This window comes from Aeribacillus sp. FSL k6-2211 (genome assembly GCF_037966125.1).
Taxonomy (GTDB): domain Bacteria; phylum Bacillota; class Bacilli; order Bacillales; family Aeribacillaceae; genus Aeribacillus; species Aeribacillus composti.
Genome location: NZ_CP150190.1, coordinates 684245 through 699078 on the forward strand (window position 1 = coordinate 684245; position 14834 = coordinate 699078).

Sequence of the window (14834 nt, forward strand, 5' to 3'; positions counted from 1 at the left end):
ACAGAATCAACTAGGATACGGATGCGTCAGGGGGGAGAACAAAATGTTTAAAAAAATTCTGATTGCCAATCGCGGGGCAATAGCCGTCCGGATTGAACGGACGCTTCGCAAGCTTGGAATTCTATCGGTTGCTATATATACAAAGGCGGATCAAGACAGTTTACATGTAGACGAAGCAGATGAAGCTATTTTAATAGGAGAAGGCCCGGTCAAAGACAGCTATTTGAATGGAAATTTAATCATAAAAGCTGCCATTGAGTCAGGAGCCGATGCCATTCATCCCGGATATGGATTTTTAAGTGAAAACGCAGATTTTGCCCGCTTGTGCGAACAAAATGGAATTACGTTTATCGGACCTTCACCTGAACAGATGGAGATATTCGGATTAAAGCATTCTGCCAGAGAAATTGCAAAAAAAGCCAATGTTCCTTTATTGCCGGGAACGGACCTCATCACCGATTTGGATGAGGCGGTAAAACAAGCTGAACATATTGGTTATCCAATTATTTTAAAAAGCACGGCAGGAGGCGGAGGCATCGGAATGCGCGTTTGCGAAAATGAACAGCATTTGCGCTCGGCATTTGAGGCGGTACGTCGTCTTGCTGAAACAAATTTTAAAAATAAAGGCGTTTTCCTGGAGAAATATATCGCTAGAGCACGCCATATAGAAGTTCAAATTTTTGGAAATCGATTTGGTGAAGTGGTAGCTTTAGGCGAACGAGACTGCTCTATTCAGCGCCGCAATCAAAAAGTTGTGGAAGAAAGTCCGGCCCCTCTTTTGTCCCAGGAAGTCAGAAAAGGAATGTTCGCAGCCGCCATCCGATTGGCGGAAGAAGTTGGATACCGGAGTGCAGGCACCGTTGAGTTTTTATATGATCCTGAAACAAGCTCCTTTTACTTTCTTGAAGTGAATACAAGACTTCAAGTGGAGCATGGTGTAACAGAAGAGGTCTTTGGCATCGATCTTGTTGAATGGATGATACGTGAAGCAGCAGATGATCTGCATGAATTGCATTCCTTGGTTAAAGAGCCGAAAGGGCATAGCATTCAAGCGCGTATTTATGCGGAAGATTGTTTGCATGAGTTTCGGCCGAGCGCCGGACAGATTGATGAGGCAAAATTTCCTAAAACAGCTCGAACGGAAACGTGGGTAAGAAACGGAATCACGGTTACGACTCTTTATGATCCAATGCTGGCGAAAGTGATTGTTCGTGGAAAAAACAGGGAAGAGGCGATCGGAAAACTCATACAAGCGCTAAACGAAACGAAATTGTACGGTATTACAACCAATCTCCACTACTTGAAAGCTTTATTGAAGGAAAAGGATTTTATAAAAGGAAATGTATACACCCGTTTATTAAACCATTTTCAACCTAGAGAACATGCACTGGAAGTATTGGACGGAGGAATTCAAACAACTGTTCAGGATTGGCCCGGACGCATTAAATATTGGAGCGTAGGTGTGCCGCCTTCCGGTCCAATGGACCAGCTCTCGTTCCGGATTGGAAATAAACTTCTCGGGAACAGAGAAGGCGCCCCTGGTCTTGAAATGACATTGCTCGGGGGATCTTATCGTTTTCGAGATGATATATGGTTTTGTATTACAGGTGCCGATATGCAGGCTAAGCTTGACGATCAGCCCGTGCCGATGTATGAACCTGTTTTGGCAAAAAAGAACCAAGTATTATCATTTGGTGAAGCGAAAAGGGGAATGCGGACTTATTTATTAGTAGCAGGCGGTTTTGACATGCCTGAAGTTTTAGGAAGCTCCTCCACATTTACGCTCGGCGGATTCGGCGGCCATGGCGGACGCGCCTTGCGCACTGGCGATGTGCTTTTGGTCAACCGGGGGGCTGTTGTCAAAAAAACGAAGGGGCTTCCAGCTGAATATAGACCGATCATGACGAATAAATGGACGATAGGCGTCATTCCGGGCCCTCATTGTACAAGCGAATTTTTGCAGCCGGATTATTTGCAGCAATTAACTGAAACAGAATGGGAAGTGCATTTTAACAGTTCGCGCACAGGCGTCCGGTTAATGGGCCCAGCGCCGAAATGGGCAAGAGAAGACGGCGGAGATGCAGGTTTGCATCCATCAAATATTCATGATAACGCTTATGCAGTGGGATCGCTTGATCTAACAGGCGATATGCCGATTTTACTGGGACCTGATGGACCTAGTTTAGGAGGATTTGTCTGCCCAGTTACGACGGCTTCAGCTGAGTTTTGGAAAATTGGGCAATTGCATCCGGGCGATATCGTCAAGTTTCATTTGTTGTCATTGGAAGAAGCGGCGGAACTTCGAAAAAAACAAGAAATGTTTATGCAAAAAATTGAAAATGGCAGTTTGTACGGATTTCAACCTTCTCAACTTCCTGCCATTAATCCAAAAATTACAGCCGACGATTCAATTTTGGCTCAAGAACAAACATCTCGAAACATTCCAATTACGATTCGTTCAAGCGGCGACGAAAATTTGCTGATTGAGTACGGTTCAATGGATTTAGACCTGCTGTATCGGTTTCAAGTACATGCTTTAATGCAAGCGATACAACAAAAAGGCAACATCCCTTTCCTTGATTTAACGCCGGGCATTCGGTCTTTGCAAGTGCACATTGACCCATCGAAAATGTCCGTTCGCGAGGCTTGTCAAAAAATTTTAGAAATTGATCGCGAGCTTCCGCCGCTGGAATCGATAAAAGTCCCTTCACGTATTGTTCGGCTGCCTCTTTCCTGGGATGATCCGGCTACTCAATTGGCCATTGAACGCTACCAGAAAAACGTCCGTTCCGATGCTCCGTGGTGTCCGAGTAATTTGGAATTCATCAGGCGCATAAATGGCTTAAAAAGCATTGATGATGTAAAGAAAATTGTATTTGATGCAAAATATCTTGTTTTAGGATTAGGTGACGTCTATCTTGGCGCTCCAGTAGCCATTCCAATTGATCCTCGGCACCGTTTAGTCACAACAAAATATAACCCTGCCCGGACTTGGACGCCTGAAAATGCGGTAGGAATTGGCGGTTCGTATTTATGTGTATATGGAATGGAAGGTCCTGGAGGCTATCAATTTGTCGGCCGGACGATTCAAATGTGGAATAAATTCCGGACAACGAAGAGTTTTGAACAAGGAAAACCTTGGCTATTGCGGTTTTTCGATCAAATTCAGTTTTACCCAGTAGATGCGGAACAGTTGCTGCAATTGCGGGAAGATTTTCTTAGAGGAAGGTTTGAAGTGGAAATAACAGAAACAGCGTTTGATCTTGGCGAATATTTAAAATTCTTGGATTCGATCAAAGATAGTGCCGAAACTTTCCGCATGCGGCAGCAGGAAGCTTTTCAAGCAGAGCGAGAACGGTGGAAGCAGCTAGGATTGGCGGAATATATATCAGAGCATGAACCAATGAAAGAAGGGCAAGAGGAAAATATCCCTCCAGGTGCTGAGGTTGTTCGTTCTTCCATGCCCGGAAGTGTATGGAAAGTTCTTGTGTCTCCTGGACAGCAAGTTAAGAAAGGCGATGTTCTGATGATTGAAGAAAGCATGAAAATGGAGTTTCCGCAGCTGGCCCCGTGCGATGGACAAATAGTAAATGTTTACGTGAAACCAGGGGACGAGGTGCAATCAGGACAATTGATTGTCAGCATTTTAAAGCAGAAAGAACGAGAGGAGGTTCTCAAATGAAATCGGTCAAACATTTTCCTCAACCTTTGACGATTGCGCGGTTGAGAGAGATGTACCTTAACAATGAATTGACTCCCGAAGAAGTAGTCGTTGAAATCATTCATCGAGTTAAACAAGATGAGGATATGAATATATGGATTACCCCTCCGGCAATGGAAAGAATTCAGCCTTATCTAGACAGGCTTGCTTCACTGGATCGGAAAAGCTTGCCATTATGGGGAATTCCATTTGCTATTAAAGACAACATTGATTTAGCCGGGGTTCCGACAACTGCAGCTTGCCCCCAATATGCTTATATACCAGAAAAAAGCGCAACAGTGGTTGAGCGGTTAATTGCAGCAGGTGCAATCCCATTAGGAAAAACAAATTTAGATCAGTTTGCCACTGGGCTTGTCGGTACAAGAAGTCCTTATGGAGAAACGAAAAATGCCTTAAAAGAAGAACTGATCAGCGGGGGATCAAGCTCTGGATCTGCGGTGGCCGTTGCACGAGGCCATGCAGCGTTTGCACTCGGAACGGACACTGCTGGGTCCGGACGAGTGCCGGCAGCCTTAAATCGCTTAGTCGGATTTAAGCCGAGCAGGGGAGCCTGGCCGACCGCTGGAGTAGTTCCGGCTTGCGCAAGCCTTGATTGTGTGACAGTTTTTGCGCACAATTTGCAGGATGCATTGGAAGTTGATCGAATTGTGCGCGGCGAGGATGAAACAGATCCTTGGTCACGCTATTTCCCGAACGTATCGCCGAAAAGTCCGAGCAAAATTTGTTTGCCGAAACAACCGCTTTCGTTTTTTGGCCCATTTCGTGAAGGATATAGGAATGCATGGATGAAAACGATGAAAAGATTGGAACGTTTGCGTCTTCCGATTGAGTATATCGATTATGATTTGTTTTCCGAAGCGGCATCTCTTCTTTATGAAGGTCCTTGGGTGGCGGAAAGATGGGCGGATTTAGGTGATTTTGTGAAAGCAAATACAGAAGATGTGTTTTCCGTTACGGAAAAAGTCCTTTCTTCCGGAGCTTCTCCTGATCATACGGCAGCATCAGCTTTTCAAGCGATGCACAGGATCCAATCAATCAAGCATAAAGTGAAAAAATTGTTAAAAGATGCAGTATTAGTTTTGCCTACTTGTGGCGGTACTTGGACGCGCGAACAAGTTAGGCTCGATCCGATTCGCACAAATAACGAAATGGGAAAATACACCAATCACTGTAATCTTTTGGATCTGTCGGCAATCGCCATTCCGGCAGAGGATGCGGAAGCAAATGTTCCTTTTGGCATGACGATGTTTTCGCTGGCAGAACAGGAAGGATTGATATTCGGACTTGCTTCTCAATTTTTAGGAGAGATTCTAACAGAAAATTTTCAACCGCAAAAAAATACGACTTTTGTTGCCGTCTGCGGTTTGCATATGAGAGGGTTTCCGCTCGAAAATGAAATGCATCAATTCGGCGGCAAATTCGTATGTGAAGCAACAACTGCTCCTAATTACCGGCTGTATAAGCTGCCTACGGATCCTGCCAAACCTGGGCTTATCAAAACAAACCACAATGGCGCCTCCATTCAATTGGAGATATGGGAAATGCCATTAGCTTCATTTGGTGCTTTTACAGCATCTATTCCAGAACCTTTAAGTATAGGAACAGTAGAACTGATCAACGGAAACAAAGTGCCGGGCTTTCTTTGTGAAGCGTATATAGCCAATCAAGCGGAGGATATTACAGCTTTTGGAGGATGGCGTTCCTATTGCCTGAAAGAACTCAATTCATAATACAAAAGCCGTCAAACATGTTGGCGGCTTTTTCACGTTCAAGCGCAAAATTCTAATTTTAAGAGATTGACAGGATGGAGTGACTGAACTATTTAGATAAAATCGACGTGTACGTACAGTGTATTAGGAGACAGAAAGTTAGCTGCATACTTCTGTTTTGTTTATTTTTTAAACTGTAACATACGACTTTTACCTCTGCTGGTTACTTGAATATTGAAAATACCAATGTATCAATTCATTTCCAAATTGCTTGAAAAAATAGTATTTCCTCTTATTTAGATTTATTACATAAAATTTTAAAATATTGTATTTAAATGGTTCATCACCAAAAGATGTACTTGATTTTTACGTTAAAATGTGATAGAGGTCTCTAGACGGACACGCAAAGTAAAACGCTGGATATTTCGATACCCATATCCTCGCCTTTTGATCAATTTTATTTTGTTGTTGATTCCTTCCATTGGACCATTTGAGTAAGAAAAAACGATGCAAGAAAGCACTGCGTCTCTTCGGGTGATGAGTGCCTTGGCAATACTGCGTACGGCGGCACAGTCGCTAAAAAGGTACCGGTCAAACCATTGGGTCAAACGAGTTTCGGCTTGCTTTCTTGTTTGGCTTTTGGATACGTAACGGAAATGTTGAAGTGCTTGATAGACATCACGTAAATAAGCACTTTCTTGGCACCATTGTCGAACTTCCTGTCTCTCTTCTTCTGTTAATTTTTCTGGACGTTGGCTTAACAATCGGCACACGCGGCGAACGCTTCCATGTTTGGTTCCGCCTTTGGCAAGGTATTTGCGACAACGTTCCAGTGCATCGGTGAATAACTGAATCACATGGAAGTGGTCAAGAACATGGATGGCTTTTGGACATACCTTTTCAATGGCTTTTCTCATGGCAGGAGCCAAGTCGCTGACAACATACTTCACTTTGGAGGCGACGGGTTGAAGCGCCTCCACAATGGCTTCTTCATTTTTTCCAGAAGCAATGGAAAGGACATTCCGAGTCTGTGTGTCCATCACCGCTACTCCGTAATCATGTCCCTTTCGGAAAGCGAATTCATCCACACATACTACTGTAGGATTCGATGTTGGTAAAAGAGCCGGGGCATATTGATAAAACCAGCGTTCTACTGTCGTATAGGCGAGTTGTAACAAGCGAGCGACTTCTTGAATCGTTTTTCCGATGCATAACTGGGCGACCCAATGTTGAAACGATTCCGTCGCGATACTGTGAGACGGAAGTCCCGGATAAGAAACGGTGAACGTCAGAAAACAGGCTTGGCAACGCCGTCTTTCTATGGGAAGTTCAATCCAAAATAAACCGACCGTATTTGTATAGCCATGAATCCATTGTTTTCGTTTCGATGATATTTTGGTTGTCCGTCCGAAGCAAGTCGGGCAGATCGGACAATGAGGAGGGAGGGAAAGTTCAAAAATCCATCGTTCTCCCTCTTTTCGTTCTCCATGAATAAGAAAGCCTGGTAAAGTGATCAAATCTTTGATAAACTGAGATTGCATGCGAAATTTCCTCCATGGTTGATGGTTTGGTCACCTTTACCATACAGGAAATTTCGCATTTTTTGTACCCTTGATCAGAAAACAACCTGATTGTCAAGTACATTTTGTGGTGAAGAGCCATTTAAATTCCAATTTTGGTAAAATTACTATATAGTAAAAATAACTAGGAGGTGTGGGAATTTATAAAAATTAAGAAAACTATTTTTTTTATAATATTCTTCATCTTCTTAGCTTCATGCAATCATCAATTATCCTATGATCAAAAAATTGATTGTAATCAGAATTGGGCTCTATGCTCCATACAGAAGGAATATGCTGATCCTAACTCTTTAACAGACACACCTATAAAAATTGCCATTATTGATAGTGGAATTGATGAAGAAAAGGCTCGTGTCAAAGTATCAAAAAGGTTCAACGAGAAAAATAATCAAATAGATTCATACGGACATGGTACAGCGGTTGCTAGTATCATTAGAGAATGGAGAAATCATTACTCAACATTTTGATGTAGTGTTGCAAGAAATTGACGGCACCGATTTTATTGCAACACTCATTGATCAAGATACTGGAGAATCTTACCAGATCAATACCATTGATGCTCAAGCTTCGGTTCTGCCGGCGGTTATAATCGGAGTAGTTGCAAAACATGGAATCAAGTATGCCATAAAAAAATTTGGAAAAAAACTTATCGTTAAGTCGATAAAAAGCTCTAAAGCCGTTCTTAACACATTTGCAAAGGCAGCCGTTAAAGCAGCAAAAAGTAAAGTTTCCAAATTCAATGTAAGTAATAAGCATTTAAAAAATGCTGGAGGTAATTTTTCTAAATTCAATACTACTGATAAAAGCCAAATACGTAATTGGGTTAAAGAAGGATTAAATTCTAAGAACGCATCTTATTCTTTAAATCCAGAGGAAGAAAAAAAGAATGCGGATTTGTCATTTGTAGTTATAGCGGACCTTGGTAAAGTAATAGGTACAAAAGGTCAGAAAAAATAAAAATTGTAGTAGGGTGGGATGGTGAAATATGGACAGCATATCCAATCAATTAGAGTTTGTCTATCACTTTACAACCGATGAATCTTACATTCCTAAAAAGTGGAAAAAAGATTCTGCTATCGTACTTAGAGTTGATGGAGATTTTGACATAAAAGTAGATGGAATCTCCTATTTCCGAGATGATATCGCATTGTTGGAGTTTTATTTATACCTAGAGAGATGGCTCGCCATTATCGAAAGTGGCAAATATGATATCCCGGAATTTCATTATTATACTCTTGAAATTGACGAAGATGAGCCGTTAATTTCAATCATCCCTTTTGACAATAACGATAAGGCTCGACTCACATCTATTTGGAGAAAGGAACCGTTTGATCCTGTATTTAAGATGGATTATATAGTGAACCAATTGACAGAATTACGCGATCAATTAAAAAAAGATATCGAGGCACATTATAACATTTCAGTAGAACCGTTTATTGATAAATTTCCGATAAAAGCTTTAGCAGTTGTAGACAAAAAAAAGGGTAAGACGAAATGGCTTTAGTCATTGAACGTTACTTGTTAAAGACTATGTCAATGTTTGTAGTTGATAACATTTCTTGGGGCTGCCTATTATTTTTGAAGCCCCATTTATTTTTTCAAAAAGTGTCCGAATTATGCTAATTCAACACTACTGATAAAAGCCAAGTACGCAATCGAATGAAAAGGATTCAATTCTATAAATCCAGAGGTAGAAACAAAGAATGCTGATTTATCATTGTAGTGATAACCACTCGGTAAAACATAGGTACGAAAGAGTAATAGGGGATGGGATGGTGAAATATGGACAGCATATCCAGTCAAATAGAATTTGTCTATCACTTTACAACCGATGAATCTTATATTCCTAAAAAGTTGAAAAAGAATGCTGCCATTGTGCTTAGAGTTAGTGGAGATTTTGACATAAAAGTAGATGGAATCTCCTATTTCCGAGATGATATCGCATTGTTGGAGTTTTATTTATACCTAGAGAGATGGCTCGCCATTATCGAAAGTGACAAATATGATATCCCGGAATTTCATTATTATACTCTTGAAATTGACGAAGATGAGCCGTTGATTTCAATCATCCCTTTTGACAATAACGATAAGGCTCGACTCACATCTATTTGGAGAAAGGAACCGTTTGATCCTGTATTTAAGATGGATTATATAGTGAACCAATTGACAGAATTACGCGATCAATTAAAAAAAGATATCGAGGCACATTATAGTATTTCAGTAGAACCGTTTATTGATAAATTTCCCATTAGAGCTTTAGCTGTCATCGATAAAAAGAGAGGCAAGAAGAAATGGTTTTAGTATTCTGTAAAAAATTAGGGATACAAATCCTTTAGAGTATAGGAACAGTAGAACTGATCAACGGAAACAAAGTGTCGGGCTTTCTTTTGGAAGGCGTATATCGCCAATCGATTCGAGGATATTACAGATTTTGGAGGATGGCGTTCCTATTGCCGAAAAGAAGCCGAATCATAATGGCAAAAGTGGCTGTCAAAGTAGTCGATTTTTTCGGCTTATAGGTGCCCTTTCAATATTCAATGTTTATGTTTTTCGTTTCCAAAAGATTTTGGCTTTCTGGACAACTGCTTTTCCTATGTTTCCCTATCTTGATCATGTCCTTCGGGAATCTTATGAAGGACTTTTTCTATGCACGCCATTTTCATTCTGTCCTTCAAAAGTTATGACGGACATTCAGTATATGCAATTTCCTTTTTTTGGATTCCATCACCTCCATGAAGGACGTTTATAAATTTTATTAGATTATTTTTGTCCTTCACAGTTGTATTTCTTTAAAATCCATCTCAGTTCGGATTCTAAAATCAAATCAGTGAACCTTTAAGTAATAAAAAAAGGTTTCTGCCTTTTTGTTCATCTCAACATTTATTAAATGGAGAGATGCTTCCAAAAGTTTGAACAACTTTTGTGAAGCATCCTCCTGTTTTAATTATGTGGTTTAAATATTTTTAACATAGTTTTCATGTCATCATTGTCACTAACGATGTTTCACTTGTGAGTTAGACAGAAATTTAAAACGATACTGAACTTTTTTCTTGTTTGATCCGTATTAAAAGATGAGAGGAGGAAAATACATGACGTTGAAGCTAGAGCAAGTGACGAAAAAATTTGGCGATTTCACCGCTGTGGATAAGCTGTCTTTATCCATTCCGGAAAAAGAAATGTTTGGTTTTTTAGGGGCAAACGGTGCCGGAAAAACGACAACATTTCGCATGATTTTAGGGCTGCTGGCACCAACTGAAGGAACCATTACATGGAATGGAGAAAAAATTGATTATAGCACGAGCCCGTATATCGGATATTTGCCCGAAGAGCGGGGATTGTACCCGAAATTAAAGGTAAAGGATCAGATTGTCTATTTAGCCAGATTAAGAGGGATGAACAAAAAAGATGCGCTGAAGGAGCTGGCAAATTGGCTCGAACGGTTTAAAGTGCCGGAGTACGCTGAAAAAAAAGTCGAAGAGCTGTCGAAAGGAAACCAGCAAAAAATTCAATTTATTGCTGCTGTCATACATAAACCGAAGCTGCTCATCTTGGATGAACCGTTTAGCGGATTGGATCCGGTCAATGTTGAGCAATTGAAAGAGGCTGTCATTGATTTGAAAAATGCCGGTACATCCATTGTGTTTTCCAGCCATCGGATGGAGCACGTTGAGGAATTATGTGAACATTTATGCATATTACATAGGGGAAGCCCTGTAGTTCATGGGTCGCTCAAAGAAATTAAACGTTCCTTTGGCAAAAAAAATCTCGTGATTCATGCGGATTTTGATCTCAATTTCTTGAAGGATTTCCCAGGTGTCGTAAAAGCCAAGACAACAGTTGAAGGGATTCAATTGCAAATTGAAAGAGAAGAGACCGCACAACAATTGTTACAGGAGATTGTCGATAAAGGATTTATTCGCAAATTCCAAATAGAAGAGCCTTCATTACATGATATTTTTATAGAGAAAGTGGGTGCGGCCTATGCATAACTTTTGGACTGTTTTGTTCCACACTTATTTTACCAAACTAAGATCGAAGCAATTTATCATTTCCACGGTTATTACATTGCTTATTATTCTAGTTTTGGGAAACATATCAAAAATTATTGATTTTTTTAATTCTGGTGAAAATCAAGAACGCCTTGCAGTCATTGATCAATCAAATTCTTTATTTGAACCGTTTAAAAAGCAATTAAAAGAAGTTAATCCGGACATTCAATTGCAAAAAACTAATGCTTCCGAAGAAGAGCTGAAAAAGAATGTATTAAATGATGAGATCAAAGGGTATCTCGTTTTATCTTTAAATGATGAAAACCGGCCGATGGCGGTATATAAAGCAGCGTCTCTTGCAGACTCAACCGTTCCAAACGATTTGCAATATGCCCTCCAACAAGTGAGCATGGTATGGACAGCAGGTCAATTGAAATTGACGCAAGAGGAACTGATGAAGCTGAATGCGCCAGTATCTTTTGAAATGGAAGCGTTGAATGCCAACGCAAAAACGGTGGAAGAATTGAATCAAGCGAGAGGTCTCGTATATGTACTTTTATTTGTAATATATTTTGCAGTGATCATGTATGCAAATATGATTGCGATGGAGGTAGCAGTAGAAAAATCTTCTAGAGTGATGGAAATTTTAATTTCCAGTGTTCCTCCTATTACACAAATGTTTGCGAAAATTTTAGGTGTTGCTCTATTGAGTTTAACGCAGCTTGCCTTATGGCTTATTGTCGGCTACGTTTCCATTAAACAAAATTTAGAATCGATGGATGGAGGATTTTTCTCTTTCTTTGGATTCCAAAACACGTCGTTGTCGACCATTCTATATGCAGTCATTTTCTTTATTTTAGGCTATTTATTATATGCGACGATGGCTGCCTTTCTAGGCTCGCTGGTCAGTCGTATAGAAGATGTTCAGCAGTTGATCACTCCGATGATTTTAACGGTTGTGGCGGGCTTTATGCTAGCGATATTTGGTTTGAGCAATCCGGAAGCTTCCTATGTTACGATCACATCATACATTCCGCCGTTTACCCCGATGCTGATGTTTTTGCGGGTTGGAATGCTGGATCTTCCAATTTGGGAGCCGCTTTTAGGAATCGGTTTATTAATAGCATCCATTGCTATATTAGCTGTCTTCGGGGCAAGAGTTTACAAAGGCGGCGTATTGATGTACGGAAAATCCAATGCGCTTAAAGATATTAAAAAAGCTTTGCAGCTATCGAAAAATAAATAAAGAAGACATTACGCAAAATGGTTTTCTTTTGATTTTGAGCAGATAATAATAAACGTAGCAAGCAGCCCGATTCCTGTATACTAGGAGTTTGGCTGCTTAATTTTTTGGAAGCTTTGATAATGATGAAAATGAGTCAATTTCTGCGCAGTATTTTTTCTCAACTACCGAAGTTGGGGGAGCTCCCTTTTTCATTATTCCTGCAAATATTCGCTTCTTGACGATGTGATTTTTAATAGTAAAGAGAAAACCCCCAGTCAATCAAGACATTTATTGTAATTGAAAGCGGTTTAAAATTTTTTGAAGATGTATGACAGCATCGGAAAGAATAACCGATTCCTTTGCAAGCTCATGGATCCCTTCAATATGTTCCTCCAATGCTGCCGTTGTTTCGTTGACTGTGTTGGTGAAATCATGTGCGATTAAGTTTACATTTTCTATTAAACCTTTTAAATTGTTGCCGTTTTCACGAATGTTTATGACGTTTTCTCGATTATGCTTTAACAGAGAATGAATGTCTGAAAACATTCGCTTAAATGTCTGCATGCTTTCTTTTGTTCCAGATATAGACAAGGAAGCTTGATCAACACTTTCTTCATTTTTTTTGACGGCAGTAACGGCATGAGCTAAATCATTTCTCGTTTCTTCCAACGAAGATAAAATTTTAGCCGCAAAAGAATTTGTATCATCTGCCAGTTTGCTCACTTCTGCAGCTACAATCGCAAAGCCTTTTCCAGATTCACCTGCTCTCGCTGCTTCAATGGAAGCATTTAATGCTAAAAGGTTCGTTTGCTTGGCAATTGCTGTGATCGCAGAAGCCATTTCCATCGCTTGATCCGCTTTTTTGGATACCATTTGGATGAGAGAAGTTGCCTTTTTCGTGTCATTTTCAATATTTAGCATAAGCTGTTCCGTTTTTTCAATCATTTGTTGCCCTTCATCTGCTGAACGCATCGTTGATTGAGCGTATTCAACAACACGTTCAATTTCCGATCCCATATTTGATACACCTTCTATCATCGAATTTGCCAGTTCGCTAACTTTTTTAAACGAATCGGTCTGCTGTTTGGAGCCTTCGCGGAACACTTCCATTGTTGCAGCAACTTCATCAAAAATTTCCGATAAGCGATTCGCTTCTTTTTTTTGATCTTGACTGACCTTCTTGACAGTTTTGACGGCATTGGCAAACTCGCTTAAAATCGACCGGATTCCAAAAATAATTTTATTGATTTCATAACCTATTTGATGAAACTCATTGCGTTTGCCGACAATATCTACTTCGACATGAAGGTTGCCTGATGATACAGTACGAGTGACGTTATACCATTGTCTAAGATTAGAAGTGAACGAGCGGTAAACAAAGAAGCTGTTTACTGCACTGGCGCAAATAGTTACGAAAAATAAAATAATTGCTTGACGAAAAGATAATTGCATAAATAAAGCTGTCATGAGGCAAAGAAAGCTTGGCAAAAACGATAGCATGGCAAAATTCATTTGCAAATACGGGCGATGAATGAGTCTTCCTAACCGGATATTATAACGTTTTCCAGTACTGTCTGTAACGAGCGGACAGCTCGCATCAACAAGAATTTCTCCTGTATCACGGATATACAGCTGCAAAAGCGGTTCTTTTGTTGTAGCGGCTTTTTTGCCGACCTCATCCGAAAATACTCTTCCTTCACGAAGGCGATTGGTATGTAGCGGAGAATATCCTGTTTCATCTACGACCAAAAAATATTCGTCTTGGTCCAGCCTTTCATCGAACGTTTTTCGAATTTTGTCGAGCTGTTCGGTTAGCGGAAGCTGAGGATCTAGCTGTTTCTTAATGATATCGCTTACATGCACGACTTTTTTGAGTGCTTGTTGAGCAGCTTTTTTCTTTATTAAACGGCTCATACTTCTCCCTCCCCTTACTACAAATGTATACCCCATTTACAGAATTTTCAATAATTATTTGTTAAAAATTTAATTTCTAGTAAAAAAGGAACAAATGTTCTATTTTTATAGATTCAAAATTTAGTATTTGATATAATGAAAATGCAATAGAACGGTAGACTCAAGGGTGGTTGGCATTTACCCCGTACAGAAAGGGGGTGTGCCGATGACAGTATTCGAAGCGTTAATGTTTGCGATCAGTTTTTCAAGCCTTATAATTACAATGCTGTCAAATCCGCAAAAAAAATAATCCACCCTTGAGTTGATAGCAGTGGTGGATTATTTTTTACCTGCTGCCTGATCCCCTTGAAGGGAACCGTCTGTTGCAGGGCCAAAGGTGTCGCAGCACCTTTGGTCGTCTGGTTGTTGATGCAATTTTTCAACTTCATTATACATTATTCCCCTCGTCTTGTAAAAGAGAGCAACTATATGATCCTGCCTGATTATATTCCCTTCATATTTTGATCCCTTTTTTTTATGTTGATTTACCTTTTATTTTTCCCTTGATTGAAAAATCCCAAAATAATAGACGTGAAATCAACAAGTAAACAATATACATTTCAAACCTTAGCTATAAATAAAATATTCAAAACAAAAAAACAAAAATAAAAAAATATATTCAATAATAAACAATCATATGTTATATTTAAAATAAAT

General features: G+C 39.9%; 11 protein-coding genes. 8 read left to right on the forward strand and 3 right to left on the reverse strand.

Annotated features, from left to right (window positions below; translation table 11 throughout):
* Positions 1-43: 43 nt before the first annotated feature.
* Complete coding sequence (gene uca, locus NSU19_RS03460; RefSeq protein WP_311066877.1) at positions 44-3682, forward strand: urea carboxylase; 3639 nt, start codon at positions 44-46, stop codon at positions 3680-3682.
* Positions 3679-5451: an allophanate hydrolase gene (gene atzF, locus NSU19_RS03465; RefSeq protein WP_144598064.1), complete on the forward strand. Its 1773-nt coding sequence runs from the start codon at positions 3679-3681 to the stop codon at positions 5449-5451. The genes uca and atzF overlap by 4 nt, the downstream gene beginning before the upstream one ends.
* Positions 5452-5801: 350 nt before the next feature.
* Here the strand turns inward: atzF and NSU19_RS03470 are convergent, their stop codons facing one another.
* Positions 5802-6971 carry an ISL3 family transposase gene (locus NSU19_RS03470; protein ID WP_021292746.1) on the reverse strand — a complete coding sequence of 390 codons (1170 nt, stop codon included), beginning with the start codon at positions 6969-6971 and terminating at the stop codon, positions 5802-5804.
* A 447-nt stretch (positions 6972-7418) separates the two neighbouring features.
* Here NSU19_RS03470 and NSU19_RS03475 point away from each other — a divergent pair, with 447 nt between their 5' ends.
* From NSU19_RS03475 to NSU19_RS03500, 6 genes are all read left to right on the forward strand, one after another.
* Positions 7419-7967 carry an SAR2788 family putative toxin gene (locus tag NSU19_RS03475; RefSeq protein WP_130156700.1) on the forward strand — a complete coding sequence of 183 codons (549 nt, stop codon included), beginning with the start codon at positions 7419-7421 and terminating at the stop codon, positions 7965-7967.
* Positions 7968-7995: 28 nt separating this feature from the next.
* Positions 7996-8514, forward strand: a complete 519-nt coding sequence (locus NSU19_RS03480; protein WP_144598063.1) for a hypothetical protein — start codon at positions 7996-7998, stop codon at positions 8512-8514.
* Positions 8515-8792: 278 nt separating this feature from the next.
* Positions 8793-9311: a hypothetical protein gene (locus tag NSU19_RS03485; protein ID WP_144598062.1), complete on the forward strand. Its 519-nt coding sequence runs from the start codon at positions 8793-8795 to the stop codon at positions 9309-9311.
* Positions 9312-9441: 130 nt separating this feature from the next.
* Entirely contained in the window at positions 9442-9759 is a 318-nt protein-coding gene (locus NSU19_RS03490; protein ID WP_063389257.1) for a hypothetical protein, read from the forward strand.
* A 340-nt stretch (positions 9760-10099) separates the two neighbouring features.
* Positions 10100-10999 carry an ABC transporter ATP-binding protein gene (locus NSU19_RS03495; RefSeq protein WP_144598061.1) on the forward strand — a complete coding sequence of 300 codons (900 nt, stop codon included), beginning with the start codon at positions 10100-10102 and terminating at the stop codon, positions 10997-10999.
* Positions 10992-12245 (forward strand): ABC transporter permease, encoded by a 1254-nt coding sequence (locus tag NSU19_RS03500; protein ID WP_063389255.1) that lies wholly within the window; start codon positions 10992-10994, stop codon positions 12243-12245. Before NSU19_RS03495 ends, NSU19_RS03500 begins: the two co-directional genes overlap by 8 nt.
* A 267-nt stretch (positions 12246-12512) precedes the next feature.
* Here the strand turns inward: NSU19_RS03500 and NSU19_RS03505 are convergent, their stop codons facing one another.
* Both NSU19_RS03505 and NSU19_RS03510 read right to left on the reverse strand, forming a co-directional pair.
* Positions 12513-14138, reverse strand: a complete 1626-nt coding sequence (locus NSU19_RS03505) for a methyl-accepting chemotaxis protein (RefSeq protein ID WP_094245152.1) — start codon at positions 14136-14138, stop codon at positions 12513-12515.
* Positions 14139-14395: 257 nt separating this feature from the next.
* Positions 14396-14566 carry a hypothetical protein gene (locus tag NSU19_RS03510; protein WP_158640191.1) on the reverse strand — a complete coding sequence of 57 codons (171 nt, stop codon included), beginning with the start codon at positions 14564-14566 and terminating at the stop codon, positions 14396-14398.
* Between the last annotated feature and the right edge of the window lie 268 nt (positions 14567-14834).